This is a genomic window from Bacillus sp. FSL W8-0645 (assembly GCF_038007905.1).
Classification (GTDB): Bacteria; Bacillota; Bacilli; order Bacillales; family Bacillaceae; genus Bacillus; species Bacillus pumilus.
Map to the genome: position 1 here is coordinate 20198 of NZ_JBBOYC010000001.1, position 24916 is coordinate 45113.

Genomic DNA, 24916 nt, shown 5'->3' on the forward strand with positions numbered 1-24916 from the left:
TATAGCATGTAAATGACACCTCAAAGAAAGAATGACATATTTTTAGCAGGTAATCGTTTATATACAAGGGTTTAAGCTATTTTTTCGGCGGATTGAATTGTTATACTATTCTCTTTATTGTTATACTGTCTCACTTGTATGATAAAGGGGTAAATCAATCGAATTGACAAATGGGAGGAAACTATTGTGAGCAATAAGGGAACTGAACGAGTGAAACGTGGAATGGCAGAAATGCAAAAGGGTGGCGTCATTATGGATGTCGTGAATGCTGAACAGGCAAAGATCGCAGAAGAAGCAGGTGCGGTGGCAGTTATGGCACTAGAACGCGTACCAGCTGATATCCGTGCAGCCGGTGGTGTTGCCCGTATGGCAGACCCAAGAATCGTAGAGGAAGTACAAAATGCAGTAACGATTCCAGTCATGGCAAAAGCACGTATCGGCCATATCGTCGAGGCTCGTGTTCTTGAAGCACTTGGTGTTGATTATATCGATGAGAGTGAAGTGCTGACGCCCGCAGATGAGGAATTCCATTTAAATAAAAATGAATACACAGTACCTTTTGTCTGTGGTTGCCGTGACTTAGGTGAAGCAACCCGCCGTATCGCAGAAGGCGCTTCTATGCTTCGCACAAAAGGGGAGCCTGGGACAGGCAACATTGTAGAAGCTGTCCGTCATATGAGAAAGGTCAATGCTCAGATTCGTAAAGTAGCATCAATGAATGAAGATGAACTGATGACAGAAGCGAAGAACCTGGGAGCACCGTATGATTTATTGCTTCAAATCAAAAAAGACGGCAAGCTCCCAGTTGTTAACTTTGCAGCGGGAGGCGTTGCGACACCAGCAGATGCTGCGTTAATGATGCAGCTTGGAGCAGACGGTGTATTTGTTGGATCTGGTATTTTTAAATCAGACAATCCAGCGAAATTTGCAAAAGCGATTGTTGAAGCAACGACTCACTTCACAGATTACCGTCTCATTGCAGAGCTTTCAAAAGAGCTTGGAACAGCCATGAAAGGAATTGAAATCTCAAATCTACTGCCAGAAGAGCGTATGCAAGAGCGTGGCTGGTAATTAAGGGAGCGCAAACGAACATGCTAACAATTGGTGTACTAGGGCTTCAAGGAGCCGTGAGAGAGCATATTCAATCGATTGAAGCTTGCGCTGCAGAAGGGAAGATCATCAAACGAGCAGAAGAGCTAGCATCTGTTGACGGTCTTATTATCCCTGGTGGAGAAAGCACGACGATGAGAAGACTCATGGATACGTACCAATTTATTGAACCGATCAAAGCGTTCGCTGCAGAAGGGAAACCGATTTTCGGGACTTGTGCCGGTTTGATTATGCTGGCAAAGCATATAGAAGATCGAGACGATGCTCATCTTGGACTGTTAAATGTATCTGTTGCACGGAATTCATTTGGCAGACAGGTAGACAGCTTTGAAGCAGATTTAGAAGTAAAAGGACTGAATGCGCCGTTTACAGGAGTGTTCATCCGTGCGCCTCATATCATCAGCGCAGATGAGAGTGTAGACATCATGGCTGAATATGATGGCAGGATTGTGATGGCGAAGGAAAACAATATCTTAGGCTGTTCTTTTCATCCAGAGCTGACAGACGATCACCGGTTAACACAACTGTTTGTTGAAATGGTGAAGTCCTATAAAACGAAGCTCGCTGTATAAAACGGTTGAAAAGAGATAAAACTTATAGTACATTAAAATCACAATCAAAGATCGAAAAAGCGTTGACGGGAAATAGTAAGAAGCCCCTCTTTCTCAGAGAGCCGATGGTTGGTGCGAATCGGTGAAAGATGCAGTCTGAATCCATCCTTGAGCGAAATGCTGAAACACGAGAAGTAAGCATTTACGGTGATACCGTTACAGAGGAAAGAGGAAAGCATGCTTCTGCATGTTTTCAATCAGGGTGGCAACGCGAGAGCTCTCGTCCCTTTCATGGGATGAGGGCTCTTTTTATTTTTCGATAAAAAAAGGAGTGTTACACATGCTGGATATTAAACAACTGCGCACGGACTTTGATCAAATCAAAGAAAAATTAGCACACCGAGGCGAAGATTTAGCAGATTTTGATAAGTTTGGTGAGCTGGATCAAAAAAGAAGAGAATTAATCGGAAAAACAGAAGAATTAAAGAGCCGAAGAAATGAAGTATCACAGCAAGTGGCTGTTCTAAAAAGAGAAAAGAAAGACGCCGATCACATTATTCAAGAAATGCGTGAGGTAGGAGATGAGATTAAGAAGCTGGATGATGAGCTAAGAACAGTAGAAGAAAGCTTGCAGCATATTCTATTCTCTATTCCGAATATCCCTCATGACACTGTACCCGTTGGGGAAACAGAAGATGACAACGTGGAAGTGAGAAAATGGGGCGAACAGCCGGCATTCTCATTTGAGCCAAAGCCACATTGGGACGTAGCGGATGAGTTAGATATTCTAGATTTTGAACGTGCAGGAAAAGTGACAGGAAGCCGTTTCGTTTTTTATAAAGGGCTTGGCGCACGCTTAGAGCGCGCACTGTATAACTTCATGCTCGATTTACATGTGGATGAGTTTGGTTTTACTGAAGTGATTCCACCTTATATGGTTAACAGAGCAAGCATGACAGGAACTGGTCAGCTTCCAAAGTTCGAAGAGGATGCCTTTAAAATTCGAGAAGAAGATTACTTCCTCATTCCAACGGCTGAAGTGCCAATCACCAACATGCACCGTGACGAAATCCTTGAAGGTGAACAGCTGCCAATCAATTATGCAGCATTCAGTGCTTGCTTTAGATCAGAGGCTGGATCTGCCGGCAGAGATACACGCGGACTTATCCGTCAGCATCAATTTAATAAGGTAGAGCTTGTGAAATTTGTTAGACCTGAAGATTCTTATGAAGAATTAGAGAAACTAACAAATCAAGCAGAAAAAGTCCTACAGCTATTAAACCTGCCATACCGTGTCATGAGCATGTGTACGGGAGATTTAGGATTCACGGCTGCGAAAAAATACGATATCGAAGTATGGATTCCGAGCCAAGATACGTATCGTGAAATTTCTTCTTGCAGTAACTTTGAAGCATTCCAAGCAAGACGTGCAAACATTCGATTCCGTCCAGAGCCTAAAGCCAAGCCAGAGCATGTGCACACATTAAATGGATCTGGTTTAGCAGTAGGAAGAACCGTGGCGGCCATTTTAGAAAACTATCAACAAGAGGACGGCACTGTGATCATTCCTGAAGTACTGCGTCCTTATATGGGAAATAAAGAAGTAATGAAATAAGATGCCGCTATGGCATCTTTTTTCTTTTTACCAAAAGTCCTACAGTTTTCCTAAATTTAGCCGATAGAAATACTAAAAGCTTCTAGGAAAGAAGGAATAACCTTGAATAGGCTTGACTATTATGTTGAAATGGCTCAATTAATTAGAAAAGTTCTAGATGAAAGTATCCTTTTCGGCATCACTGATACAGAGAAGGTGCTTTGTTACTATCCGTCTAAAACAATAGATTTTGGCATGAAGGTTGGGGACCCATTGAACCCAGAAGACCAAAACGTGGCGACGACATTAAGAGGACAAGAATATGACGGTCATTTACCAGAGTCTTTATATGGTTATGAAATTGCAGTAAAAGGTTACCCGATTTTTGATGAAAATAGAAAAGTAATTGGCTCTTTTTTAGTGGCTTTTTCACATCATCGTGAAAAGAAATTAAGCGGTTATATGGAGCATATCAATGATGTAGCGAAAGAACTTCAAAGTGGAATTGAGCAAATTGCTGCGCATTCACAAGAGCTGGCTGCCACAAGTTTAGAAATAAGCGAACAGGCAGGAAGAGCGGAAGAGAAATCTGCAAATATTGAAGAAGTCGTCAAAACCATTGGCGGGATTGCTAGACAAACCAACTTGCTAGGGCTAAATGCTGCAATTGAAGCAGCAAGAGCAGGAGAGAATGGAAAAGGGTTTGCTGTCGTGGCTGATGAAGTTCGTAAATTATCAGATGGATCAAAGGAAGCGGCTGAAACCATTAATACCTTCTTAAAAGAGATCCAAGACAGCATTGGCACTTTGTCTGAAAACATCTCACAAATCAGCAGTTCAACAAATGAACAAGCAAAACAAGTGACAGACTTTACGAAAATTATTGAATCATTAAATGAGTTTAAAGAAGAGATGAATCATTTTATTGAAGAGATTAGACAGGATACAAAATAGATCAAGAGCAGCCGTCGATGGCTGCTTTTTTATGGGCAGATTCTCATACCAAAATAACTTATTGAAATTTTTTTCGAAAAGATGTTGACTTGAAATAAAACGATATGGTATATTAATTCTTGTCGATACGGAGGAATACCCAAGTCCGGCTGAAGGGATCGGTCTTGAAAACCGACAGGGGTGTCAAAGCCCGCGGGGGTTCGAATCCCTCTTCCTCCGCCATATTGATTTTTTACCTTAGTTGAATTGAAACGCAAGCATAAAAATTGGAATTGTCAAACCGCTGCATTCGCGAAATGCAGCGGTTTTTTTATTTTGTTTTAGAGCGATTTTTTTGAATAACAGAAGCTATTTCATGAAGAATGGGATCAAGTGAGCTTTCATCATGAAGTAAGTCATAATCTTCAATGTTAATTTTAATCACTGGACATAAATCGAATTGTTCGATCCATTCCGTGTATCGCGTGTACATTTCTTCCCAATAGGCTCGATCCGTTTGAGTTTCCATCTCTCTGCCGCGTTCCTCAATACGATGTAAAATATGATCTAAATCCCCGTGTAAATAGATGAGAACATCAGGGTGAGGGAAGTAAGGTGTCATCACCATCGCCTCGAATAGACTCGTATACGTTTCATAATCTACTTCAGACATCGTACCTTTGTCCGCATGCATTTTTGCGAAAATGCCTGTGTCCTCATAAATTGAACGATCTTGCACATATCCTCCACCAGATTCAAAAATCCGTTTTTGCTCCTTAAAACGCTCAGCTAGGAAATAGACCTGTAAATGGAAGCTCCATCTTTGGAAATCTGAATAAAAGGGCTCTAAGTATGGGTTATCATCTACTTTTTCAAGAGAGGTTTGAAAGCCAAGCTTGTCCGCTATTGTTTTAGTCATAGTTGATTTTCCGACACCAACAGTCCCGGCGATTGTGATCACTGCATCCTTTGGTATTTCGATATTGTTCATAGCACTTGCTCCTTTATGTTCTGTACAATTTGCTGGTAATCTTGCTGTGAGGAAACGAAGTCTGTATGATCTCCTTCAATTGTAATGATAGGAAGCCCTGGGTCAGTCTGTTTTAAATGCTCAATGGCCAGCTCATAATCTTCAATGAGTGTTTTTAAATAAGCCGGGTCAATGTCTTCTTCAAAAGAGCGTCCTCTCATCTGTATTCTTTCAAGTAAGGTAGGAAGGCTGGCTTTTATATAGATGATGGCATTTGGTTTAGGAAGATCATCTGTTAGCAGGTGATAGATCTTTCTGTATTTGTCCATGTGCTTTTTTGATAATGTTCTTTCTGCAAATATCATATTTTTATAGACATGATAATCAGTGACAATCGGCTGCTGTTGATTCACATAGTTTTCTTGAATAGATTCTAATTGTTTGAACCGATTGCATAAAAAGAACATCTCAAGCTGAAAGCTCCATTGTTCCATATCTTCATAAAATTTATCTAAGAATGGATTTTCTTCTACAATCTCTTTTACTAAAGGAAATTGAAATTCCTTCGCAAGCATTGTAGCCAAAGTTGTTTTTCCGGCTCCAATTGGGCCTTCCACTGCAATAAAAGGGGCAGGATACATAGGCGTTCTCCTCTATCTATAAAGTTGTCAAACCAATGTATATTGTACCATACCCCTTCCGAGAGATAGAGCGAACGGATTACGATGTCGTTCTTTTTTCAATATTAAATTGATCGGATAATAAGAGCCAATTTTGAGGGAAGGATAGACCTAATTTCCAATAAGCAAGTCCGTTCAAGTTTAACTCTTTGATGAGGTTGAACTTTGCTTGAATTGATCTAGCATCTTCGAACCATACCTCGTGCTCTTTATTATTGGCATCTGTATAACGAAAATAAGGTGCTTGTGCTGTTTTGTCATATAGAATGGAGGCATTATTACTTCTAGCAATTGCAATCGCTTGTTGGGGACTGACAGCTTTAGCAATAGGGCCGCCTTGAACGTAAGGTAGCGTCCAATCATAGCCGTATAAGTTCTGGCCCATAACAATTTGATTGGCTGGCATAACGGTCAGTGCATATTCAATGACTTGGCGGACAGGTCCAATGGGAGAGACTGCTTGCGCAGGGCCGCCGCTGTATCCCCATTCGTAGGTCATTAATACAACATGATCGACGATCTTCCCAATGGCTTCATAGTCATGAGCTTCATACCATTTTCCCTTTTGCTGACTACTTGTTTTAGGGGCAAGCGCAACAGATATTGTCCATCCTTCTTGATGGAAGCGGGTTGTTGCCTCTCTTAAAAATTGAATGTAAGCATCTTTATCAGCGGGACGTAAATATTCAAAATCAAAATGGATTTCTTTTAATTGATACTTTTTTGCAACACGAACGATTTCATTTAAAAATGTGGCTTTGACAGATTGGTTATTCAAAAGAATTCGCCCAAGTTCATCACTGAATTTATCATTCTCTAGGTTAGTCACCACCATTGATAAAACGGTTCTGCTCTGAGCGGCTATTTGAGGTAGCTGATCTAACGGTGGTTCTTTCAGTGTTCCATCTCTTTGCGCTTGAAAACTAAAGGCGCCTAAATGCGTTAAATATGGAGAGGCCTCTCTAGCTGCTTGTTTTAAGTTTTCACTGACTTGATTTCCCCGTGGTTCAATGTAAGCATTCGAATTAATGTTCCTCTTAGGTCTTTGAGGAATATAGAGCAAGAAGCGAATAGGAAGTATCGCTTCAGGCCGTATTCTATTCACACGTGCCAACTCTTCCACTGAAATTCGAAATCGTCTTCCAATTTGATAAAGTGTGTCATTTTGTTTGACCTCATAAAATTGTCCTCTAATTGGAATGACAATTGTTTGTCCAATGACGAGTTGATTTGGTGTTTCAATATCGTTGGTACGGATGATTTCATTGACTGTTGTTTTAAAGCGCATGGCAATTTCGTTTAAAGTATCTCCTCTTTTGACAACATAAATTTGAATAGTCAACGCCCCCTTTGTTATTGCTAACAATTTATGAGGGTTATGGATAAATCATGTTTGATTTTCATTCGTGATCTCTTTAGCAGTGGTGATTTTTGCTAGTAGAACGTTCTCCATCATCGTTAAAGCATATTCGTTGTCTCTGTCGTCATTTGATGCGATACAATCTTTAGGTACAATTAAGTTGTATTCTCGCATGTATGCGTCATTTGCAGTGAACAGAACGCAAATGTTTCCTGCAATTCCGGTCAAAATGATGTCTTGCACACCTAATTCATTTAAGAGTGTCTCTAATGCAGTTCCATAGAAGGCAGAATGCTTCGGTTTAATTAAGAAGTAATCATCTTTAGATGGTGCCATTTTCTCTAAAATAGGGGCGCTTCTTTCATTTTTACATGTTTCCATCACAGCTTGAATATCAGCCTTCCAGAGACCATAGTGGTCGTTGATATAGATAATCGGCCAATTTTCCTTGAAAGCATGATCTTTAAGAGCTAAAATCTTATTGGTCATTTGCTCTGTTTTATCAGCGAGCACATGTCCCATTTCAAAATCAAAATTATTAATCATGTCGATAATAAGCAGTGCCTTTTGGTGCTTTGACAAAGTAAGACCCCCTTTAAAAGATTGTGCTAATATGTTAACCTCAATATCCTTTTAAAAAACATGAAAAGAGAGCCGTGCTATGACGAGAGATGAACAGTTTATGCAAGAAGCTATTTCTGAAGCCTTAAAAGCAGAACAAATAGGAGAAGTACCAATCGGTGCCATCATCGTTGTTGATGACCAAATTGTGAGCCGAGCTCATAATTTAAGGGAAACAGAGCAGCGTTCAATTGCACATGCAGAATTACTTGCCATTGATGAAGCGTGTAAAACGGCTGGAAGCTGGCGTTTAGAGGATGCTGTACTTTATGTGACGCTTGAACCATGTCCTATGTGTGCGGGAGCGATTGTCCTTTCTAGAGTGAAAAAGGTCGTTTTCGGTGCATACGATCCAAAAGGTGGATGTGCAGGTACTTTAATGAATTTACTGGATGATGAACGGTTCAATCATCAGTCTGAAGTCATTGGTGGTGTACTTGAAAATGAGTGTGGTGAGCTGTTAAGTCAGTTCTTCCGAAATCTCCGTCAGCGAAAGAAACAAGCCAAAAGTAAATGAATGGATGTCGTTTGCAATTTCGGCTATAAGAAGGTATACTTATGTCTGCGTCACTAACAATTTAATATTCATTTTGCCGTGCTAAGCGGGGAGGTAGCGGTGCCCTGTACTCGCAATCCGCTCTAGCGAGGCCGAATCCCTTCTCAAGGTTCGTTTACTTCAAGGTCTGCCTTAAATAAGTGGTGTTGACGTCTGGGTCCTGCGCAATGGGAATTCATGAACCATGTCAGGTCCGGAAGGAAGCAGCATTAAGTGAAACCTCTCATGTGCCGCAGGGTTGCCTGGGCCGAGCTAACTGTTTAAGTAACGCTTGGGGTAGCGAATCGACAGAAGGTGCACGGTAAATCAATATTAAATGTAACTCATCTAGTTAATCTAGGTGAGTTTTTTGTTGCTGTTTAAAGAATAGCTCAGCTGCTTTGTTTATACAAATAGCCAAAAAATCTTTTTAGAGTCTTTTGTTTTTTTATTAATCATGATGAGAACTAGTGTTCTTTATGGTGTGGCAGATCAATTCGAAAATCTAGAAAAAAGGTTTTTGATTCATAGAAAGTAGAAAATCTATAGTTGAAATCATCATTTTCGTTTATTAGAAAATAAAGGTGTGCTTTTGAATTGATCGGTGCATCATGTATAATAAAAAAGATGATAAATGGAGGAGGGCGTATTTGTGAGTTATCAAGCTTTGTATCGAGTGTTCAGACCTCAAGTTTTTGAGGATGTTGTTGGACAAGAACACATCACAAAAACGTTGCAAAATGCCCTTTTGCAGAAGAAGTTTTCTCATGCTTACTTATTTTCAGGTCCTAGAGGAACAGGTAAAACAAGTGCTGCTAAAATCTTTGCGAAGGCAGTGAACTGTGAAAAGTCACCTGTGAGTGAACCTTGTAATGAATGTGATGCCTGTAAAGGGATTACTAACGGCTCGATTTCAGATGTGATCGAAATAGATGCTGCCTCAAACAACGGGGTAGATGAAATCCGTGATATACGTGATAAAGTGAAATTTGCTCCTTCGGCGGTTACATATAAGGTTTATATTATAGATGAAGTACATATGCTCTCTATCGGGGCGTTTAATGCCCTCCTTAAAACGTTAGAGGAGCCGCCCGCTCATTGTATCTTTATTTTGGCTACCACAGAGCCTCATAAGATTCCTCTTACCATCATATCTCGTTGCCAGAGATTTGATTTTAAACGAATCACAACAAAAGATATTGTTGGAAGAATGCAGAAAATTGTAGATGCAGAAAGCCTAAATGTACAAGAGGGCTCGCTCGAGATTATCGCTAGTGCAGCTGATGGCGGTATGCGTGATGCACTAAGCCTCTTAGATCAAGCAATTTCATTTAGTGGTGAGCAACTGACAATTGATGATGCGCTGCTCATTACAGGAGCTGTTTCTCAGCAATTCATTAGTCAGCTAGCCGAAGCAATTTTTGATCAAAATATTGCTGTGGCGTTAGATACCTTAAATGAATTACTTCAGCAGGGGAAAGATACTGCTAAATTAATAGAGGACATGATTTTTTATTTTAGAGATATGCTGCTTTATAAAACAGCACCAGATCTGGAAGGGGTCCTTGAAAAGGTAAAGGTCGATGAAAATTTCGTGACGCTTTCGGATCGTGTGACACCTCAATTTCTATATGAAACAATTGAAGTGCTGAATAAAAGTCACCAAGAAATGAAATGGACGAATCATCCAAGGATTTTCTTTGAGGTAGCTGTTGTCAAGCTATGTCAGTCAACGGCTGGAATACCACAAGCTCATGCTAACGCTGATTTAACGGCGCTAACGGATAAAATAGATAGGTTGGAACAGGAGCTATCTAGGATAAAAGCTGAGGGTGTGCCAATGTCTCATTCTCATCATCCTCAAGAAAAAAAGGAAGCACCTCGACCACAAACGAGTAACAAAAATGGATACCGTGCACCTGTCGGTCGAATTCACGAGATTCTAAAAGAGGCAAAACGTCCAGAGCTAGAAAAAATTAAAGGTAAATGGGGAGAACTCCTTGCCCACTTGAAACTGCAGAATAAGGTGTCTCACGCTGCACTATTAACGGATAGTGAACCAGTTGCTGCTGCTACTCATGCCTTTGTTTTAAAATTCAAGTTTGAAATACATTGTAAAATGGTTGCTGAAGATAAAAGTGGTGTTCGAACCAACCTTGAGCAGCTACTAGAGTCTATGTTAGGGAAAAGAGTGGAATTAGTTGGCGTTCCTGACGCTCAATGGGGTAAAATAAGAGAAGAATTTTTAAGAGATCATCAGCCAGATGAACAGGCAGATGGTCAGGGGACTCCTGCTGAAGAGGATCCATTGATTGCAGAAGCAAAGAAGTTAGTAGGAACCGATTTAATTGAAATTAAAGATTAATAAAAATGAAAGAGAGTGGTGTTCATATGCGCGGTGGAATGGGAAATATGCAAAAAATGATGAAACAAATGCAAAAAATGCAAAAGGATATGGCTAAGGCTCAAGAAGAGCTTGCAGAAAAAGTCCTTGAAGGTACAGCTGGTGGCGGTATGGTCACTGTAAAAGTAAATGGACAAAAAGAAGTTGTCGATGTAGCAATCAATGAAGAAGTTGTTGATCCAGAAGATATCGATATGCTTCAAGATCTTGTACTTGCAGCGACAAACGATGCATTGAAAAAAGTTGATGAGTTAACAAATGAAACAATGGGTCAATTCACAAAAGGAATGAACATGCCAGGTTTATTCTAGGAGGAATAACTGAAGATGCAATATCCTGAACCAATATCAAAGCTGATTGACAGCTTTATGAAATTGCCAGGAATCGGACCGAAAACTGCGGTCCGTCTGGCTTTTTTTGTTCTTAGTATGCAGGAAGATGTCGTACTAGATTTCGCGAAGGCGCTTGTTAATGCAAAGCGTAATTTAACTTATTGCTCGGTATGCGGCCATATCACAGATCAAGATCCTTGCTATATTTGTGAAGATACAAGAAGAGATCAATCTGTTATCTGTGTAGTGCAAGATCCAAAAGATGTGATCGCGATGGAAAAGATGAAAGAATACAACGGCTTATATCATGTACTTCATGGTGCTATTTCGCCAATGGATGGCATTGGTCCAGAGGATATTAAAATTCCTGATCTGTTAAAAAGATTGCAAGACGATCAAGTGACAGAGGTAATCCTTGCAACCAATCCAAACATTGAAGGAGAGGCTACAGCCATGTATATCTCTAGATTGTTGAAACCATCAGGAATTAAACTCTCTCGTATTGCTCACGGACTACCAGTAGGTGGAGACTTAGAGTATGCGGATGAAGTCACACTGTCTAAAGCTATAGAGGGCAGACGTGAGATGTAGGAAGGAGAAGTACGGTACATGGGTTTTCTTCGCAGAAAATCAATTCGAAAAGAATTCGATGAGAAATTAATTCAACAGCTTTTTAAGCAAAAGGAAGAATGGAACAGACAAAAAAAGCTTGTCGCAAATAGCGTTGAGCCTTCACCGGACATTCTATTCGAATTAAAGCTTGCTCAAGCGAAGTACTTTTTCTATCTAAGAGAAGCGAAAAAGAGGAACTTACGTTTAAACAACTGGAGATAGCAGGTCTATTTTACATAGTCCTCTCATATGCTTGTACTATTCATATGAAGAGGAGATGAGAGGATTATGGAACCTGTTATTGTGATCGGGTCAATTTTGCTTGCTGTACTATTGTTGTTTATGTCAGGTGTTCAAGCGAACCCCATCAAATGGTTAGGGCTGATCGGAATAAAGTTTGTGGCAGGTGCTCTTTTTTTATTTTGCCTCAATCTATTTGGTGAGAGTCTAGGATTACATGTCTCTATTAACCCTGTAACAAGTGGAATCAGTGGTTTATTGGGCATCCCAGGCGTAGCAGCTTTAGTCGTAATTGAAAAATTTATTATTTAATGAAAAATATTGTTGACTTTGATTCTGTATGGTGGTAAATTAATATACGTCGCTGATGACGAAGAAACGAAAAAACATGATAACGAAAAAGTTGTTGACATTAACAATTTAAATGTGGTATGATGTTCTAGTCGCTTCTGAAGCGGTAAACAAGTTCTTTGAAAACTAAACAAGACAAAACGTACCTGTTAATTCGAGTTTTTATAAAAAAATCCTATGAAACATCATAGGTAGTCAGTCAAACGCTGACGAAAAACAAAACTTCGGTTTTGTACTTTTTCGGAGAGTTTGATCCTGGCTCAGGACGAACGCTGGCGGCGTGCCTAATACATGCAAGTCGAGCGAACAGAAGGGAGCTTGCTCCCGGATGTTAGCGGCGGACGGGTGAGTAACACGTGGGTAACCTGCCTGTAAGACTGGGATAACTCCGGGAAACCGGAGCTAATACCGGATAGTTCCTTGAACCGCATGGTTCAAGGATGAAAGACGGTTTCGGCTGTCACTTACAGATGGACCCGCGGCGCATTAGCTAGTTGGTGGGGTAATGGCTCACCAAGGCGACGATGCGTAGCCGACCTGAGAGGGTGATCGGCCACACTGGGACTGAGACACGGCCCAGACTCCTACGGGAGGCAGCAGTAGGGAATCTTCCGCAATGGACGAAAGTCTGACGGAGCAACGCCGCGTGAGTGATGAAGGTTTTCGGATCGTAAAGCTCTGTTGTTAGGGAAGAACAAGTGCGAGAGTAACTGCTCGCACCTTGACGGTACCTAACCAGAAAGCCACGGCTAACTACGTGCCAGCAGCCGCGGTAATACGTAGGTGGCAAGCGTTGTCCGGAATTATTGGGCGTAAAGGGCTCGCAGGCGGTTTCTTAAGTCTGATGTGAAAGCCCCCGGCTCAACCGGGGAGGGTCATTGGAAACTGGGAAACTTGAGTGCAGAAGAGGAGAGTGGAATTCCACGTGTAGCGGTGAAATGCGTAGAGATGTGGAGGAACACCAGTGGCGAAGGCGACTCTCTGGTCTGTAACTGACGCTGAGGAGCGAAAGCGTGGGGAGCGAACAGGATTAGATACCCTGGTAGTCCACGCCGTAAACGATGAGTGCTAAGTGTTAGGGGGTTTCCGCCCCTTAGTGCTGCAGCTAACGCATTAAGCACTCCGCCTGGGGAGTACGGTCGCAAGACTGAAACTCAAAGGAATTGACGGGGGCCCGCACAAGCGGTGGAGCATGTGGTTTAATTCGAAGCAACGCGAAGAACCTTACCAGGTCTTGACATCCTCTGACAACCCTAGAGATAGGGCTTTCCCTTCGGGGACAGAGTGACAGGTGGTGCATGGTTGTCGTCAGCTCGTGTCGTGAGATGTTGGGTTAAGTCCCGCAACGAGCGCAACCCTTGATCTTAGTTGCCAGCATTTAGTTGGGCACTCTAAGGTGACTGCCGGTGACAAACCGGAGGAAGGTGGGGATGACGTCAAATCATCATGCCCCTTATGACCTGGGCTACACACGTGCTACAATGGACAGAACAAAGGGCTGCGAGACCGCAAGGTTTAGCCAATCCCATAAATCTGTTCTCAGTTCGGATCGCAGTCTGCAACTCGACTGCGTGAAGCTGGAATCGCTAGTAATCGCGGATCAGCATGCCGCGGTGAATACGTTCCCGGGCCTTGTACACACCGCCCGTCACACCACGAGAGTTTGCAACACCCGAAGTCGGTGAGGTAACCTTTATGGAGCCAGCCGCCGAAGGTGGGGCAGATGATTGGGGTGAAGTCGTAACAAGGTAGCCGTATCGGAAGGTGCGGCTGGATCACCTCCTTTCTAAGGATATATGGAGCAGCGTGCGTTTTCGTCTTGTTTAGTTTTGAAGGAACTTGCAAAAGATCCTACAACATCATATCTTCGATATGAAAGATGGGCCTGTAGCTCAGCTGGTTAGAGCGCACGCCTGATAAGCGTGAGGTCGGTGGTTCGAGTCCACTCAGGCCCACCATCTTCTATTAAATCGGGGCCTTAGCTCAGCTGGGAGAGCGCCTGCCTTGCACGCAGGAGGTCAGCGGTTCGATCCCGCTAGGCTCCACCAACGTGTTCTTTGAAAACTAGATAACAATAAGTAATACATTCACATTGAATGCAATGCAAAGTTCATCACACATAGTGATTCTTTCTAAAGTAAGAAATGGTTAAGTTAGAAAGGGCGCACGGTGGATGCCTTGGCACTAGGAGCCGATGAAGGACGGGACGAACACCGATATGCTTCGGGGAGCTGTAAGCAAGCTTTGATCCGGAGATTTCCGAATGGGGAAACCCACTGCTCGTAATGGAGTAGTATCCATACTTGAATACATAGAGTATGAGAAGGCATACCCGGGGAACTGAAACATCTAAGTACCCGGAGGAAGAGAAAGCAAATGCGATTCCCTGAGTAGCGGCGAGCGAAACGGGAACAGCCCAAACCAAGAGGCTTGCCTCTTGGGGTTGTAGGACACTCTATACGGAGTTACAAAGGAACGATATAAGCGAAGAGGTCTGGAAAGGCCCGCCAAAGAAGGTAACAGCCCTGTAACTGAAATGTTGTTCTCTCCAGAGTGGATCCTGAGTACGGCGGAACACGTGAAATTCCGTCGGAATCCGGGAGGACCATCTCCCAAGGCTAAATACTCCCTAGTGACCGATAGTGAACCAGTACCGTGAGGGAAAGGTGAAAAGCACCCCGGAAGGGGAGTGAAATAGATCCTGAAACCGTGTGCCTACAAGTAGTCAGAGCCCGTTAAAGGGTGATGGCGTGCCTTTTGTAGAATGAACCGGCGAGTTACGATCCCGTGCAAGGTTAAGCAGAAGATGCGGAGCCGCAGCGAAAGCGAGTCTGAATAGGGCGCATGAGTACGTGGTCGTAGACCCGAAACCAGGTGATCTACCCATGTCCAGGGTGAAGTTCAGGTAACACTGAATGGAGGCCCGAACCCACGCACGTTGAAAAGTGCGGGGATGAGGTGTGGGTAGGGGTGAAATGCCAATCGAACCTGGAGATAGCTGGTTCTCTCCGAAATAGCTTTAGGGCTAGCCTCAAGGTAAGAGTCTCGGAGGTAGAGCACTGATTGGACTAGGGGCCCCTACCGGGTTACCGAATTCAGTCAAACTCCGAATGCCGATGACTTATCCTTGGGAGTCAGACTGCGAGTGATAAGATCCGTAGTCGAAAGGGAAACAGCCCAGACCGCCAGCTAAGGTCCCAAAGTATACGTTAAGTGGAAAAGGATGTGGAGTTGCTTAGACAACCAGGATGTTGGCTTAGAAGCAGCCACCATTTAAAGAGTGCGTAATAGCTCACTGGTCGAGTGACTCTGCGCCGAAAATGTACCGGGGCTAAACGTATCACCGAAGCTGCGGACTGTTCTTACGAACAGTGGTAGGAGAGCGTTCTAAGTGCTGTGAAGTCAGACCGGAAGGACTGGTGGAGCGCTTAGAAGTGAGAATGCCGGTATGAGTAGCGAAAGACGGGTGAGAATCCCGTCCACCGAATGCCTAAGGTTTCCTGAGGAAGGCTCGTCCGCTCAGGGTTAGTCGGGACCTAAGCCGAGGCCGAAAGGCGTAGGCGATGGACAACAGGTTGATATTCCTGTACCACCTCCTCACCATTTGAGCAATGGGGGGACGCAGGAGGATAGGGTAAGCGCGGTATTGGATATCCGCGTCCAAGCAGTTAGGCTGGGAAATAGGCAAATCCGTTTCCCGTAAAGGCTGAGCTGTGATGGCGAGCGAAATTTAGTAGCGAAGTTCCTGATTCCACACTGCCAAGAAAAGCCTCTAGCGAGGTGAGAGGTGCCCGTACCGCAAACCGACACAGGTAGGCGAGGAGAGAATCCTAAGGTGATCGAGAGAACTCTCGTTAAGGAACTCGGCAAAATGACCCCGTAACTTCGGGAGAAGGGGTGCTTCTTAGGGTGTTAAAGCCCCGAGAAGCCGCAGTGAATAGGCCCAGGCGACTGTTTAGCAAAAACACAGGTCTCTGCGAAGCCGTAAGGCGAAGTATAGGGGCTGACGCCTGCCCGGTGCTGGAAGGTTAAGAGGAGCGCTTAGCGTAAGCGAAGGTGCGAATTGAAGCCCCAGTAAACGGCGGCCGTAACTATAACGGTCCTAAGGTAGCGAAATTCCTTGTCGGGTAAGTTCCGACCCGCACGAAAGGCGCAACGATCTGGGCACTGTCTCAACGAGAGACTCGGTGAAATTATAGTACCTGTGAAGATGCAGGTTACCCGCGACAGGACGGAAAGACCCCGTGGAGCTTTACTGCAGCCTGATATTGAATGTTGGTACAGCTTGTACAGGATAGGTAGGAGCCTTGGAAACCGGAGCGCTAGCTTCGGTGGAGGCATCGGTGGGATACTACCCTGGCTGTATTGACCTTCTAACCCGCTGCCCTTATCGGGCAGGGAGACAGTGTCAGGTGGGCAGTTTGACTGGGGCGGTCGCCTCCTAAAATGTAACGGAGGCGCCCAAAGGTTCCCTCAGAATGGTTGGAAATCATTCGCAGAGTGTAAAGGCACAAGGGAGCTTGACTGCGAGACCTACAAGTCGAGCAGGGACGAAAGTCGGGCTTAGTGATCCGGTGGTTCCGCATGGAAGGGCCATCGCTCAACGGATAAAAGCTACCCCGGGGATAACAGGCTTATCTCCCCCAAGAGTCCACATCGACGGGGAGGTTTGGCACCTCGATGTCGGCTCATCGCATCCTGGGGCTGTAGTCGGTCCCAAGGGTTGGGCTGTTCGCCCATTAAAGCGGTACGCGAGCTGGGTTCAGAACGTCGTGAGACAGTTCGGTCCCTATCCGTCGCGGGCGCAGGAAATTTGAGAGGAGCTGTCCTTAGTACGAGAGGACCGGGATGGACGCACCGCTGGTGTACCAGTTGTTCTGCCAAGGGCATCGCTGGGTAGCTATGTGCGGACGGGATAAGTGCTGAAAGCATCTAAGCATGAAGCCCCCCTCAAGATGAGATTTCCCATTCCGCAAGGAAGTAAGATCCCTGAAAGATGATCAGGTTGATAGGTCTGAGGTGGAAGCGTGGTGACACGTGGAGCTGACAGATACTAATAGATCGAGGACTTAACCTATATTCTAATGTGAAGCTTGAACATTGTTATCTAGTTTTGAGAGAACATTCTCTCCATCAGGTTTGGTGGCGATAGCGAAGAGGTCACACCCGTTCCCATACCGAACACGGAAGTTAAGCTCTTCAGCGCCGATGGTAGTTGGGGGTCTCCCCCTGTGAGAGTAGGACGCCGCCAAGCTTTTTAAGGATCAGTTCCATAAGGAACTGGTCTTTTTTGTTTTTTAAGAAAAGGAACAAACACCCGATCTGACATGGATACATATACTAAACTACCATCTAAAACATTCTTAATTTTGTATACAATTGAAAGCGCTAGGGCATACTGAAGCTATAAGTGGAGGTGTCACAATGAGCATAAAAGAGCGAGAAGCGATTTGTTTGATTTGTGAAGAGAAAAAGACAAAGGGAATTTATTTATATCATCAGTTTTTGTGCCGCGACTGTGAGCGAAAGTTAATTTCTACATCGACCTCGGATCCTAGCTATTCCGATTATGTGAGAAAGCTTAAAAATCTTCATACGCCGCCTTTGTATTCATAGACCACTAGATGGTCTTTTTTTATGAGCTATGAAGGATTGGGCTTGTTTTTTGGAACTTAGTTTGGACATCATCCGTAATTCATAATAAGATAAACAGAGAGCCTGATTATTCATAGGAGTCGATGAACATGAAATCAATCTTTTATACATTTATATGGGCCATCCTCTCTACTTTTTTTTCGCTTGTGATTTTAACCGTCAGTATAGGGGTTTTCCATCATCATGCTGGATTATCGATACTGTATGCGATGATTGGGTGGGGCGTGATGTTTGTAGGGAGCAGATGGACTGCTTTCCAATTGTTTTTAAAGAAACACGGACTGTCTCGAAGTGATTATGTATATATCAAACAGCATTTAAAAGAAGCAGGACAAAAGCTTGTGCGTTTAAAAAAAGCTTTATTTGCTGTGAAAAACGTACAAACGATCAAACATAATTACGAAGTTTTTCGGCTTGCGCGACGAATCTATACAATAACAAAAAAAGAGCCTAATCGCTTTTATGATGCACAGCGTTTTTATTTTGAAAGCTTGGATTCTGTCGTTGAACTAACTGAGAAATATGCACTATTGTATAATCAGCCCAATCGTAGTCATGAGCTGGAAATGACATTGAGCCAAACCCGAGTGACATTGACAGAGCTGCAAAAGCAATTGACGAATGATTTGCAGCAAGTGTTAGGAAGAGATATAGAAGCTCTTCATATTGAGCTTGAAGTAGCTGATAAAATGATGAAGAAATAGATGAAAGGAGTCAAACTCGATGAAACCGGAAGATCACGCCACAACACCGCCTATCCCCAATACAGATCTTCAGTTTCGGGTGTTTGATACCTTATCTGATGAAGAGAAAAACGAAGCTGTGCAGCGAGCTCAGCAGATCCCTGAAAATCCGCAAAAGCTCCTTTTCTATGGTACACGTGTGCAGGAACGACTATTGGAACAATCACAACAGATGATGAAATATGTTGAGAAAAAAGATATTGATCAAATAGGAGACGTGCTGGAGGCCTTTTTGCAGCAGCTACATGTAGTGGAGCCTGAGGATTTAGTGCCAAAGAAACAGGGCTTTTTTTTGAAATGGTTTCAACGGGATAAGCGATCTACTCAGGAGATCATATCACGTTTTCAACATGCAAAATCACAGATCGAGAGATTGTCAGCAAGGCTTCGTTATGCAAGAGGCGTATTAATCTCGGACCATATGTTACTAGAGCGTTTATTTGAAGAAAATCAAACATATTTTCAAGAGATGACGATGCAGGTTGCCGCAGTTGAAGCGAAAATGACAACGTTAGAGCAGCAGCCTCTTTCAGAAACGCAACTTTCTGTTGAACGGACGTTAGAGGAGCAATTGATGAGTCAAGAAGTCAATGAAGAAGAGTATGTGGAGAGACTAAAGGAACGAAAGTATGATTTGCTGTTAAGCCGGCAAATTGCATTGCAATGTAATGCTCAAATTCGGATGATCCAGCATACGAATCATACATTGGCCAATCACATTCAATCAACTGTTTCAGCATCTATTCCTCTATGGATCAACCAAATGTCGATGGCATTAACGCATATTCAGCAGCGGGCCAATTCAGCTCTTGAGGACCGAATCCAAAAAACATATGAAAATGTATCGAAACAGCAGGGGCAGATTCTTGAAGAGGCATCTTTAGCCCCTATAGATACTTTGAAAAAGGTTCAACGTCAATTAGCTGAAACATTACAGGAAACGTTACAGGTGAAAGAGCATGGAAGCCAAGAGCGAGCTCAATTGAAAAGCAGTATGTATGAGGCAGAGCAGCAGTTGGCGAACCCAATAAAGGAATGAGAAACCATCTTTCGGTTCACTTGTTTGGACGTTATAATAGACTTAAGATATCGTTAAAGTGAAAAGGGTCGATTTGTTTGAGAACACCTTTATATACAGCATTAGCACAGCATGCGGAAAAGAAGCCTTATTCTTTTCACGTTCCAGGACATCACAATGGAGATGTCTTTTTTGATGAGGCACGGTCTCACTATGCTTCAATCCTTCAATTGGATGTGACGGAGCTTGAAGGCCTAGATGATCTTCATCACCCGACTGGGGTCATCCAAGAGGCAGAACATTTATTGACTAAGCTATATGGTTCAGATCAAAGCTTCTTCCTTGTGAATGGCACAACAGTCGGAAATTTGGCGATGGTGATGACAGCATGCCGCACGGGAGACGAGATTTTTGTCCAGCGTAATTGCCATAAGTCTGTCTTTCATGCGATCGAGCTTGCAGGGGCAACGCCTATTCTGATAGACGCTGAGATAGACGCACACTTGCACGTTCCAACACATGTGACGGATGATACAGTGAGAAAAGCCATAGCAAGACATCCTCATTGCCGGGCAATCGTTTTGACTTATCCGAACTACTACGGACATGCAGCTGATTTATCAAAGCTGATTCACATGTGTCATGAAGCAGGTATGGTTGTTTTGGTTGATGAGGCACATGGGGCGCATTTTGTATTAGGCGGTGCCTTTCCTCTATCTGCTCTTTCCTATGGAGCGGACGTGGTGGTACAATCAGCACATAAAACCCTTCCGGCAATGACGATGGGTTCCTATCTTCATCTTCAAGGGGACCGAATCGATGCGAAGCGTTTGAAAACCTTGCTCACGATGCTTCAAAGTAGTTCGCCCTCTTATCCAATTATGGCCTCATTAGATGTAGCAAGAGCTTATGTCGAGGAGATCAAAGGAAAAGGGACATTGGATGTAATCATGAAAGAACTGACAGAGCTGAAAGATCAGTTCAACCGTCTGACCCATCTTGAAGTGGTTGAACCTGACTCGCTACATTCCGATCCTTTAAAATGCGTCATTCGATCAACAAAAGGACTGACTGGTTACGAACTAAAGCAGGTGCTTGAATCAGTGGATGTTCATCCAGAGCTTGCGGACGAACATCAGGTTTTACTTGTACTTAGCTTAGAACAGAGGAAGGACGTCCCTTTCAAGCGGATCGAGCAGGCTCTTAAGCAAAGTGATTCATTGCTCAAAGGAAAAAAATATACCCAAAATGAGATGGTATCTATTGAGACTGATGAACAAAATCAAGATATAGAGGCTGTCCCATTTGAACATGCAGCAGGCCGGATGAGTGCAGAATCCATTATTCCCTATCCACCTGGAATTCCTTTGATGATTAAGGGAGAGCGTATTGAAAAAGAACAAATTGAAGCGTTAAGCCGTTTGCTTGGTCACGAGGTTCATATTCAAGCAAGTCAGGTCATTCATCTGAGAAAATTATATGTTTATATAGAAGAGGAGACACTATGAGCGGTATGTTTATTACGTTTGAAGGGCCAGAGGGTGCCGGAAAAACGACAGTGATACGAAAAGTGTACGAAGAAATGGAACGTCAAGGATATGCAGTGATGGCGACACGCGAGCCGGGTGGGATTGACATTGCTGAGCAGATCCGTGAAGTCATTTTAAATGAAAAAAATACAAAAATGGACGCGAAAACAGAGGCATTGCTGTATGCAGCAGCAAGAAGGCAGCATTTGGCTGAAAAGGTAGAACCGGCATTGCAGCGCGGAGAGACAGTCTTGTGTGATCGTTTTGTTGATAGCTCTCTTGCTTATCAAGGCTATGCGAGAGGGCTTGGAATTGACCAAGTCAGGTCAATTAACGACTTTGCTATTGATGGCACGATGCCGCAAATGACCATTTACTTTTCCATTACACCTGAGGAAGGGCTAAAGCGAATTCACGCCAATCAAGGAAGAGAAAAAAATCGATTAGACATGGAGACGCTGAATTTCCACCAGTTGGTCAGAGAAGGCTATGAACTACTTATTGCGCAATCACCAGAACGATTCCATGTAGTGGATGCTTCTCAGCCGATGCAAAATGTTTATGAAGAAGTACTTCGAGTGATTCAGGACACATTAAAGAAAAATCAAATATGACCTCATTCCCAATCGTTGTTATAATATAGAGGAAGACATCGGCATGTCACCTGTGCCTAAAACAAAGGAGGCCAATCAAATGAAATTAATTGTTGCCGTTGTACAGGACCAAGATAGCAGCAAGTTGTTGAAAATATTGACTGAACATCAATTCGGCGTGACAAAATTAGCTTCAACTGGTGGGTTTTTAAAGTCTGGGAATACGACTTTTATCATTGGTTGTGATGATGTCCGAGTGGATAAAGCATTGCAGCTTATAAAAGAAAATTGCCGCAAACGTGATCAAATGATTGCACCTGTATCTCCAATGGGTGGTAACGCAGATTCATATGTACCATACCCTGTTGAGGTTGAAGTTGGTGGAGCTACTGTCTTTATTCTGCCAGTTGAACAATTTCATCAATTCTAAGGATGGGTTGCTGTGAAAATTAATCAAGATATGCGGCTGCTTTTAGAAAAGCGTGAACTCCAAGGCATGAAAGGAAGCCAGACATCTGCCTCCTTTAAAGCATCGATGGAGACGCAAAGCGGCAAAATGCGCTTAGAGCAGCTGACGGTTATGCTGAGTGATATCGAAGTGTTCGGTAAAAAGCTGACAAAGTCACGAAATTTAAAGGACTTGGCTAGGTTTAAAGGTCTTGTGAAGCGCTTTGTGAAAGAGACAGTCGATAATGGGTTAAATATAGAAACATCAAGAAGCTTTGACATTTATGGCAACACGCGTACACTCGCTTTAGTCAAAGCATTAGATGAAAAGCTGATTGAATTAACAGAGGATATGATGGACCAAGAGAAGCCATCTATTGATTTGCTTGAACGTATTGGAGAAATAAAAGGTTTATTGATTAACCTTTACACATAGAGAGTGATAACATGGCAATTAGCTGGGATGACATGAATGATTTGCAGCCGCGCGTCATGCGGCTGATTTTTAATAGTATTGATAAAGACCGACTTGCGCATGCCTACTTATTTGAAGGGAAAAAAGGGACCGGTAAGCGGGATGCTGCGATGCTTTTGGTTAAGAGCTTTTTTTGCTTGGAATCAGGAGTGAAACCGTGTGAATCCTGTCAAAACTGCAAAAGGATTGAGTCAGGAAACCATCCCGATTTACATCTCGTGCAGCCTGATGGTCAATCAATTAAGAAAGCGCAAGTACAGGCATTGCAAGAGGAATTTACAAAAGCAGGTGTGGAATCTCACCGAAAAATGTATATCATTCTTCATGCGGACAAAATGACGGTCAATGCCGCGAACAGTTTATTAAAGTTCCTAGAGGAGCCTAACCGGGAAACGATGGCAATTTTAATCACTGAGCAATCGCATAAAATGTTGGATACGATTATTTCAAGATGTCAGATGCTCAGCTTTCAGCCGCTGCAGCCACAATCCTTGGAGCAGCAGCTATTACAAGAAGGCGTATCTCAGCATCTTGCAAGGCTTTTGTCGAATTTAACCAACAATTTAGCAGAAGCACTCGAATTAAGTCGAAATGATCAGTTTGCAGAGTCTAGAGCGAAAGTGATAAAATTGTATGAAGTCTTACACCAGCGAAAAGAACATGCATTTTTTTATATACAAGATCAATGGATGCCTTTTTTCAAAGAGAAAGACCTTCAAGAAACAGGTCTGGATATGCTTTTATTTATATATCGTGATGTATTGTCGATTCAAATAGGAAATGAAGATAAAGTCATTTATCAAGACTTATTCCAGACAATGAAGCAGCACGCGCTGCATTCCACACAGCAGATGGTGACGAACCAGATCCTTGCTGTATTAGAAGCGAAAAAGAGACTTCAATCCAACGTGAATGCCCAAGGGCTGATGGAGCAATTGGTGTTGATGTTGCAGGAGGGATAAGCTTGTACAACGTAATTGGTGTTCGCTTTAAAAAAGCGGGCAAAATCTATTATTTCGATCCTAATGGATTTCATATAGAAAATGATAGTTGTGTCATTGTAGAGACGGTCAGAGGTGTTGAGTACGGACAAGTGGTCATCGCTAATAAAAAAGTAGATGAACACGATGTCGTTCTTCCTCTGCGTAAGGTGATTCGTGTAGCAGATGAACGAGACCGGCTCATCGTTGAGGAAAACAAAGAGGCAGCGATGACAGCCTTTGATACATGTCTTCAGAAGGTAAGTGAACATGGGCTTGAAATGAAGCTGGTTGATGTTGAATTTACATTTGACCGAAACAAGGTCATCTTCTACTTCACAGCGGATGGCAGAGTAGATTTCCGCGAGCTAGTGAAGGATCTTGCATCGATCTTCAAAACGAGAATTGAACTTCGCCAGATTGGTGTAAGAGACGAGGCAAAAATGCTGGGTGGCATAGGACCTTGCGGGCGAATGCTTTGCTGTTCGACATTCTTAGGAGACTTTGAACCAGTATCCATTAAGATGGCAAAAGATCAAAACTTGTCGCTAAATCCCACAAAAATTTCAGGGCTTTGCGGTCGTTTGATGTGCTGCTTGAAGTATGAGAATGATGAGTATGAAACAGCGAAAGAACAATTGCCTGATATCGGTGAAACGATTCAAACATCTAGTGGCTCTGCAAAGGTAGTAGGGCTCAACATTTTAGAACGAATTTTGCAAGTTGAATTAACCGGGCAAGAAAAAGTGGTAGAATATACTTGGGAAGAATTATTACAAGAAGGCGTTGTATCTGCACAAACAACTGAGTAACGAGGTGTGCCACCTTGGATAAAAAGGAACTATTTGATACGGTGATAAATTTAGAAGAACAAATTGGTTCTCTTTATCGCCAGTTAGGTGATTTGAAAAATCATATCGGTGAAGTGATTGAAGAAAATCATCAGCTGCAGATGGAGAATCAGCACTTGCGTGAACGTCTGGATCAGTCCGATCGGGACAAATCGTCTGAGACAGAGAATGATTCTGCTCAGAAACCAGGTCATTCTGATATAGGAGAAGGTCATGATAACCTGGCTCGGTTATATCAGGAGGGCTTCCATATTTGCAATGTACATTATGGGAGCATACGTAAAGAGGGAGACTGTTTGTTCTGTCTGTCATTTTTAAATAAAAAATGAGAA

At 43.1% G+C, this 24916-nt stretch carries 23 protein-coding genes, 3 tRNA genes, 3 rRNA genes, 1 other RNA gene, 1 pseudogene and 1 other annotated feature; of the genes and pseudogenes, 27 read left to right on the plus strand and 4 right to left on the minus strand.

The window, feature by feature from the left end; translation table 11 throughout:
- The first annotated feature begins 186 nt into the window (after window positions 1–186).
- The 5 genes and pseudogenes from pdxS (at window position 187) to NST39_RS00105 (ending at window position 4431) form a co-directional block, all read left to right on the plus strand.
- Complete coding sequence (pdxS, locus tag NST39_RS00085; protein WP_341026453.1) at window positions 187–1071, plus strand: pyridoxal 5'-phosphate synthase lyase subunit PdxS; 885 nt, start codon at window positions 187–189, stop codon at window positions 1069–1071.
- A gap of 20 nt (window positions 1072–1091) precedes the next feature.
- Window positions 1092–1682, plus strand: coding sequence for a pyridoxal 5'-phosphate synthase glutaminase subunit PdxT (gene pdxT / locus NST39_RS00090; RefSeq protein WP_341026455.1), 591 nt, complete (start codon window positions 1092–1094; stop codon window positions 1680–1682).
- Window positions 1683–1735: 53 nt separating this feature from the next.
- Window positions 1736–1952: a binding site (T-box leader), on the plus strand.
- Window positions 1953–2001: 49 nt separating this feature from the next.
- Window positions 2002–3276, plus strand: coding sequence for a serine--tRNA ligase (serS, locus tag NST39_RS00095; protein WP_044140449.1), 1275 nt, complete (start codon window positions 2002–2004; stop codon window positions 3274–3276).
- Window positions 3277–3873: 597 nt separating this feature from the next.
- Window positions 3874–4209, plus strand: a pseudogene (locus NST39_RS19925) (methyl-accepting chemotaxis protein); the annotation flags it as partial.
- A 129-nt stretch (window positions 4210–4338) separates the two neighbouring features.
- Window positions 4339–4431, plus strand: a tRNA-Ser gene (locus tag NST39_RS00105).
- An 88-nt stretch (window positions 4432–4519) separates the two neighbouring features.
- Here the strand turns inward: NST39_RS00105 and NST39_RS00110 are convergent.
- The 4 genes from NST39_RS00110 to NST39_RS00125 all read right to left on the minus strand — a co-directional run bounded on the left by NST39_RS00110 (window position 4520) and on the right by NST39_RS00125 (window position 7780).
- Window positions 4520–5179 (minus strand): deoxynucleoside kinase, encoded by a 660-nt coding sequence (locus NST39_RS00110; protein WP_003218104.1) that lies wholly within the window; start codon window positions 5177–5179, stop codon window positions 4520–4522.
- Window positions 5176–5799 carry a deoxynucleoside kinase gene (locus NST39_RS00115; RefSeq protein ID WP_044140447.1) on the minus strand — a complete coding sequence of 208 codons (624 nt, stop codon included), beginning with the start codon at window positions 5797–5799 and terminating at the stop codon, window positions 5176–5178. Before NST39_RS00115 ends, NST39_RS00110 begins: the two co-directional genes overlap by 4 nt.
- Window positions 5800–5878: 79 nt before the next feature.
- Window positions 5879–7126, minus strand: a complete 1248-nt coding sequence (locus NST39_RS00120; protein ID WP_437435423.1) for a glycosyl hydrolase family 18 protein — start codon at window positions 7124–7126, stop codon at window positions 5879–5881.
- A 99-nt stretch (window positions 7127–7225) separates the two neighbouring features.
- Window positions 7226–7780: an isochorismatase family cysteine hydrolase gene (locus NST39_RS00125; protein WP_065097772.1), complete on the minus strand. Its 555-nt coding sequence runs from the start codon at window positions 7778–7780 to the stop codon at window positions 7226–7228.
- Between the two features lie 79 nt (window positions 7781–7859).
- Here NST39_RS00125 and tadA point away from each other — a divergent pair, with 79 nt between their 5' ends.
- From tadA to yabA, 22 genes are all read left to right on the plus strand, one after another.
- Window positions 7860–8336, plus strand: a complete 477-nt coding sequence (tadA, locus tag NST39_RS00130) for a tRNA adenosine(34) deaminase TadA (protein ID WP_044140444.1) — start codon at window positions 7860–7862, stop codon at window positions 8334–8336.
- 76 nt (window positions 8337–8412) lie between these two features.
- An RNA gene (ffs, locus tag NST39_RS00135) (signal recognition particle sRNA large type) lies at window positions 8413–8677 on the plus strand.
- Between the two features lie 329 nt (window positions 8678–9006).
- Window positions 9007–10719, plus strand: a complete 1713-nt coding sequence (gene dnaX / locus NST39_RS00140) for a DNA polymerase III subunit gamma/tau (protein ID WP_341026457.1) — start codon at window positions 9007–9009, stop codon at window positions 10717–10719.
- A gap of 26 nt (window positions 10720–10745) precedes the next feature.
- Entirely contained in the window at window positions 10746–11069 is a 324-nt protein-coding gene (locus NST39_RS00145; RefSeq protein WP_008342011.1) for a YbaB/EbfC family nucleoid-associated protein, read from the plus strand.
- Between the two features lie 15 nt (window positions 11070–11084).
- Entirely contained in the window at window positions 11085–11681 is a 597-nt protein-coding gene (recR, locus tag NST39_RS00150) for a recombination protein RecR (RefSeq protein WP_113768807.1), read from the plus strand.
- A gap of 18 nt (window positions 11682–11699) precedes the next feature.
- Complete coding sequence (locus NST39_RS00155; RefSeq protein ID WP_003218088.1) at window positions 11700–11924, plus strand: YaaL family protein; 225 nt, start codon at window positions 11700–11702, stop codon at window positions 11922–11924.
- Between the two features lie 66 nt (window positions 11925–11990).
- Window positions 11991–12254, plus strand: a complete 264-nt coding sequence (locus NST39_RS00160) for a pro-sigmaK processing inhibitor BofA family protein (protein ID WP_003218084.1) — start codon at window positions 11991–11993, stop codon at window positions 12252–12254.
- A gap of 276 nt (window positions 12255–12530) precedes the next feature.
- Window positions 12531–14079: ribosomal RNA gene (locus NST39_RS00165) — 16S ribosomal RNA — on the plus strand.
- Between the two features lie 95 nt (window positions 14080–14174).
- Window positions 14175–14251: transfer RNA gene (locus NST39_RS00170), tRNA-Ile, on the plus strand.
- A gap of 14 nt (window positions 14252–14265) precedes the next feature.
- Window positions 14266–14341, plus strand: a tRNA-Ala gene (locus NST39_RS00175).
- Between the two features lie 98 nt (window positions 14342–14439).
- A 23S ribosomal RNA gene (locus NST39_RS00180) occupies window positions 14440–17370 on the plus strand.
- 61 nt (window positions 17371–17431) lie between these two features.
- A 5S ribosomal RNA gene (gene rrf / locus NST39_RS00185) occupies window positions 17432–17547 on the plus strand.
- Together the 16S, 23S and 5S rRNA genes with 2 tRNA genes alongside form the textbook arrangement of a ribosomal RNA operon.
- A gap of 170 nt (window positions 17548–17717) precedes the next feature.
- On the plus strand, window positions 17718–17909 hold the full coding sequence (locus NST39_RS00190; RefSeq protein WP_044140383.1) for a sigma factor G inhibitor Gin: 192 nt from the start codon (window positions 17718–17720) through the stop codon (window positions 17907–17909).
- Window positions 17910–18037: 128 nt separating this feature from the next.
- Complete coding sequence (locus NST39_RS00195; RefSeq protein WP_003217944.1) at window positions 18038–18652, plus strand: 5-bromo-4-chloroindolyl phosphate hydrolysis family protein; 615 nt, start codon at window positions 18038–18040, stop codon at window positions 18650–18652.
- 19 nt (window positions 18653–18671) lie between these two features.
- Window positions 18672–19730 (plus strand): toxic anion resistance protein, encoded by a 1059-nt coding sequence (locus NST39_RS00200; RefSeq protein ID WP_341026458.1) that lies wholly within the window; start codon window positions 18672–18674, stop codon window positions 19728–19730.
- Between the two features lie 77 nt (window positions 19731–19807).
- Window positions 19808–21217: an aminotransferase class I/II-fold pyridoxal phosphate-dependent enzyme gene (locus tag NST39_RS00205; protein WP_341026460.1), complete on the plus strand. Its 1410-nt coding sequence runs from the start codon at window positions 19808–19810 to the stop codon at window positions 21215–21217.
- Window positions 21214–21852: a dTMP kinase gene (gene tmk, locus NST39_RS00210; protein ID WP_065097670.1), complete on the plus strand. Its 639-nt coding sequence runs from the start codon at window positions 21214–21216 to the stop codon at window positions 21850–21852. The genes NST39_RS00205 and tmk overlap by 4 nt, the downstream gene beginning before the upstream one ends.
- Window positions 21853–21931: 79 nt before the next feature.
- Window positions 21932–22261 carry a cyclic-di-AMP receptor gene (locus NST39_RS00215; RefSeq protein ID WP_012008640.1) on the plus strand — a complete coding sequence of 110 codons (330 nt, stop codon included), beginning with the start codon at window positions 21932–21934 and terminating at the stop codon, window positions 22259–22261.
- A 12-nt stretch (window positions 22262–22273) separates the two neighbouring features.
- On the plus strand, window positions 22274–22714 hold the full coding sequence (locus NST39_RS00220) for a YaaR family protein (protein WP_044140388.1): 441 nt from the start codon (window positions 22274–22276) through the stop codon (window positions 22712–22714).
- Between the two features lie 11 nt (window positions 22715–22725).
- Entirely contained in the window at window positions 22726–23715 is a 990-nt protein-coding gene (holB, locus tag NST39_RS00225) for a DNA polymerase III subunit delta' (RefSeq protein ID WP_341026462.1), read from the plus strand.
- Window positions 23716–23717: 2 nt separating this feature from the next.
- Window positions 23718–24545 (plus strand): PSP1 domain-containing protein, encoded by an 828-nt coding sequence (locus tag NST39_RS00230; protein WP_003217932.1) that lies wholly within the window; start codon window positions 23718–23720, stop codon window positions 24543–24545.
- 14 nt (window positions 24546–24559) lie between these two features.
- Window positions 24560–24913 carry a DNA replication initiation control protein YabA gene (gene yabA, locus NST39_RS00235; RefSeq protein WP_003217957.1) on the plus strand — a complete coding sequence of 118 codons (354 nt, stop codon included), beginning with the start codon at window positions 24560–24562 and terminating at the stop codon, window positions 24911–24913.
- Window positions 24914–24916 lie beyond the last annotated feature (3 nt).

What these genes read in the sequence shown, in the direction of transcription:
- serS (WP_044140449.1), top strand. Translation starts at nt 2,002, where the DNA reads ATGCTGGATATTAAACAACTGCGCACGGACTTTGATCAAATCAAAGAA.
- NST39_RS00160 (WP_003218084.1), top strand. Translation starts at nt 11,991, where the DNA reads ATGGAACCTGTTATTGTGATCGGGTCAATTTTGCTTGCTGTACTATTG.
- tmk (WP_065097670.1), top strand. Translation starts at nt 21,214, where the DNA reads ATGAGCGGTATGTTTATTACGTTTGAAGGGCCAGAGGGTGCCGGAAAA.
- NST39_RS00115 (WP_044140447.1), bottom strand. Translation starts at nt 5,799, where the DNA reads ATGTATCCTGCCCCTTTTATTGCAGTGGAAGGCCCAATTGGAGCCGGA.
- pdxT (WP_341026455.1), top strand. Translation starts at nt 1,092, where the DNA reads ATGCTAACAATTGGTGTACTAGGGCTTCAAGGAGCCGTGAGAGAGCAT.
- recR (WP_113768807.1), top strand. Translation starts at nt 11,085, where the DNA reads ATGCAATATCCTGAACCAATATCAAAGCTGATTGACAGCTTTATGAAA.
- holB (WP_341026462.1), top strand. Translation starts at nt 22,726, where the DNA reads ATGGCAATTAGCTGGGATGACATGAATGATTTGCAGCCGCGCGTCATG.
- NST39_RS00190 (WP_044140383.1), top strand. Translation starts at nt 17,718, where the DNA reads ATGAGCATAAAAGAGCGAGAAGCGATTTGTTTGATTTGTGAAGAGAAA.
- tadA (WP_044140444.1), top strand. Translation starts at nt 7,860, where the DNA reads ATGACGAGAGATGAACAGTTTATGCAAGAAGCTATTTCTGAAGCCTTA.
- NST39_RS00215 (WP_012008640.1), top strand. Translation starts at nt 21,932, where the DNA reads ATGAAATTAATTGTTGCCGTTGTACAGGACCAAGATAGCAGCAAGTTG.
- NST39_RS00155 (WP_003218088.1), top strand. Translation starts at nt 11,700, where the DNA reads ATGGGTTTTCTTCGCAGAAAATCAATTCGAAAAGAATTCGATGAGAAA.
- NST39_RS00195 (WP_003217944.1), top strand. Translation starts at nt 18,038, where the DNA reads ATGAAATCAATCTTTTATACATTTATATGGGCCATCCTCTCTACTTTT.
- NST39_RS00110 (WP_003218104.1), bottom strand. Translation starts at nt 5,179, where the DNA reads ATGAACAATATCGAAATACCAAAGGATGCAGTGATCACAATCGCCGGG.
- NST39_RS00145 (WP_008342011.1), top strand. Translation starts at nt 10,746, where the DNA reads ATGCGCGGTGGAATGGGAAATATGCAAAAAATGATGAAACAAATGCAA.
- NST39_RS00200 (WP_341026458.1), top strand. Translation starts at nt 18,672, where the DNA reads ATGAAACCGGAAGATCACGCCACAACACCGCCTATCCCCAATACAGAT.
- NST39_RS00120 (WP_437435423.1), bottom strand. Translation starts at nt 7,126, where the DNA reads ATGCGCTTTAAAACAACAGTCAATGAAATCATCCGTACCAACGATATT.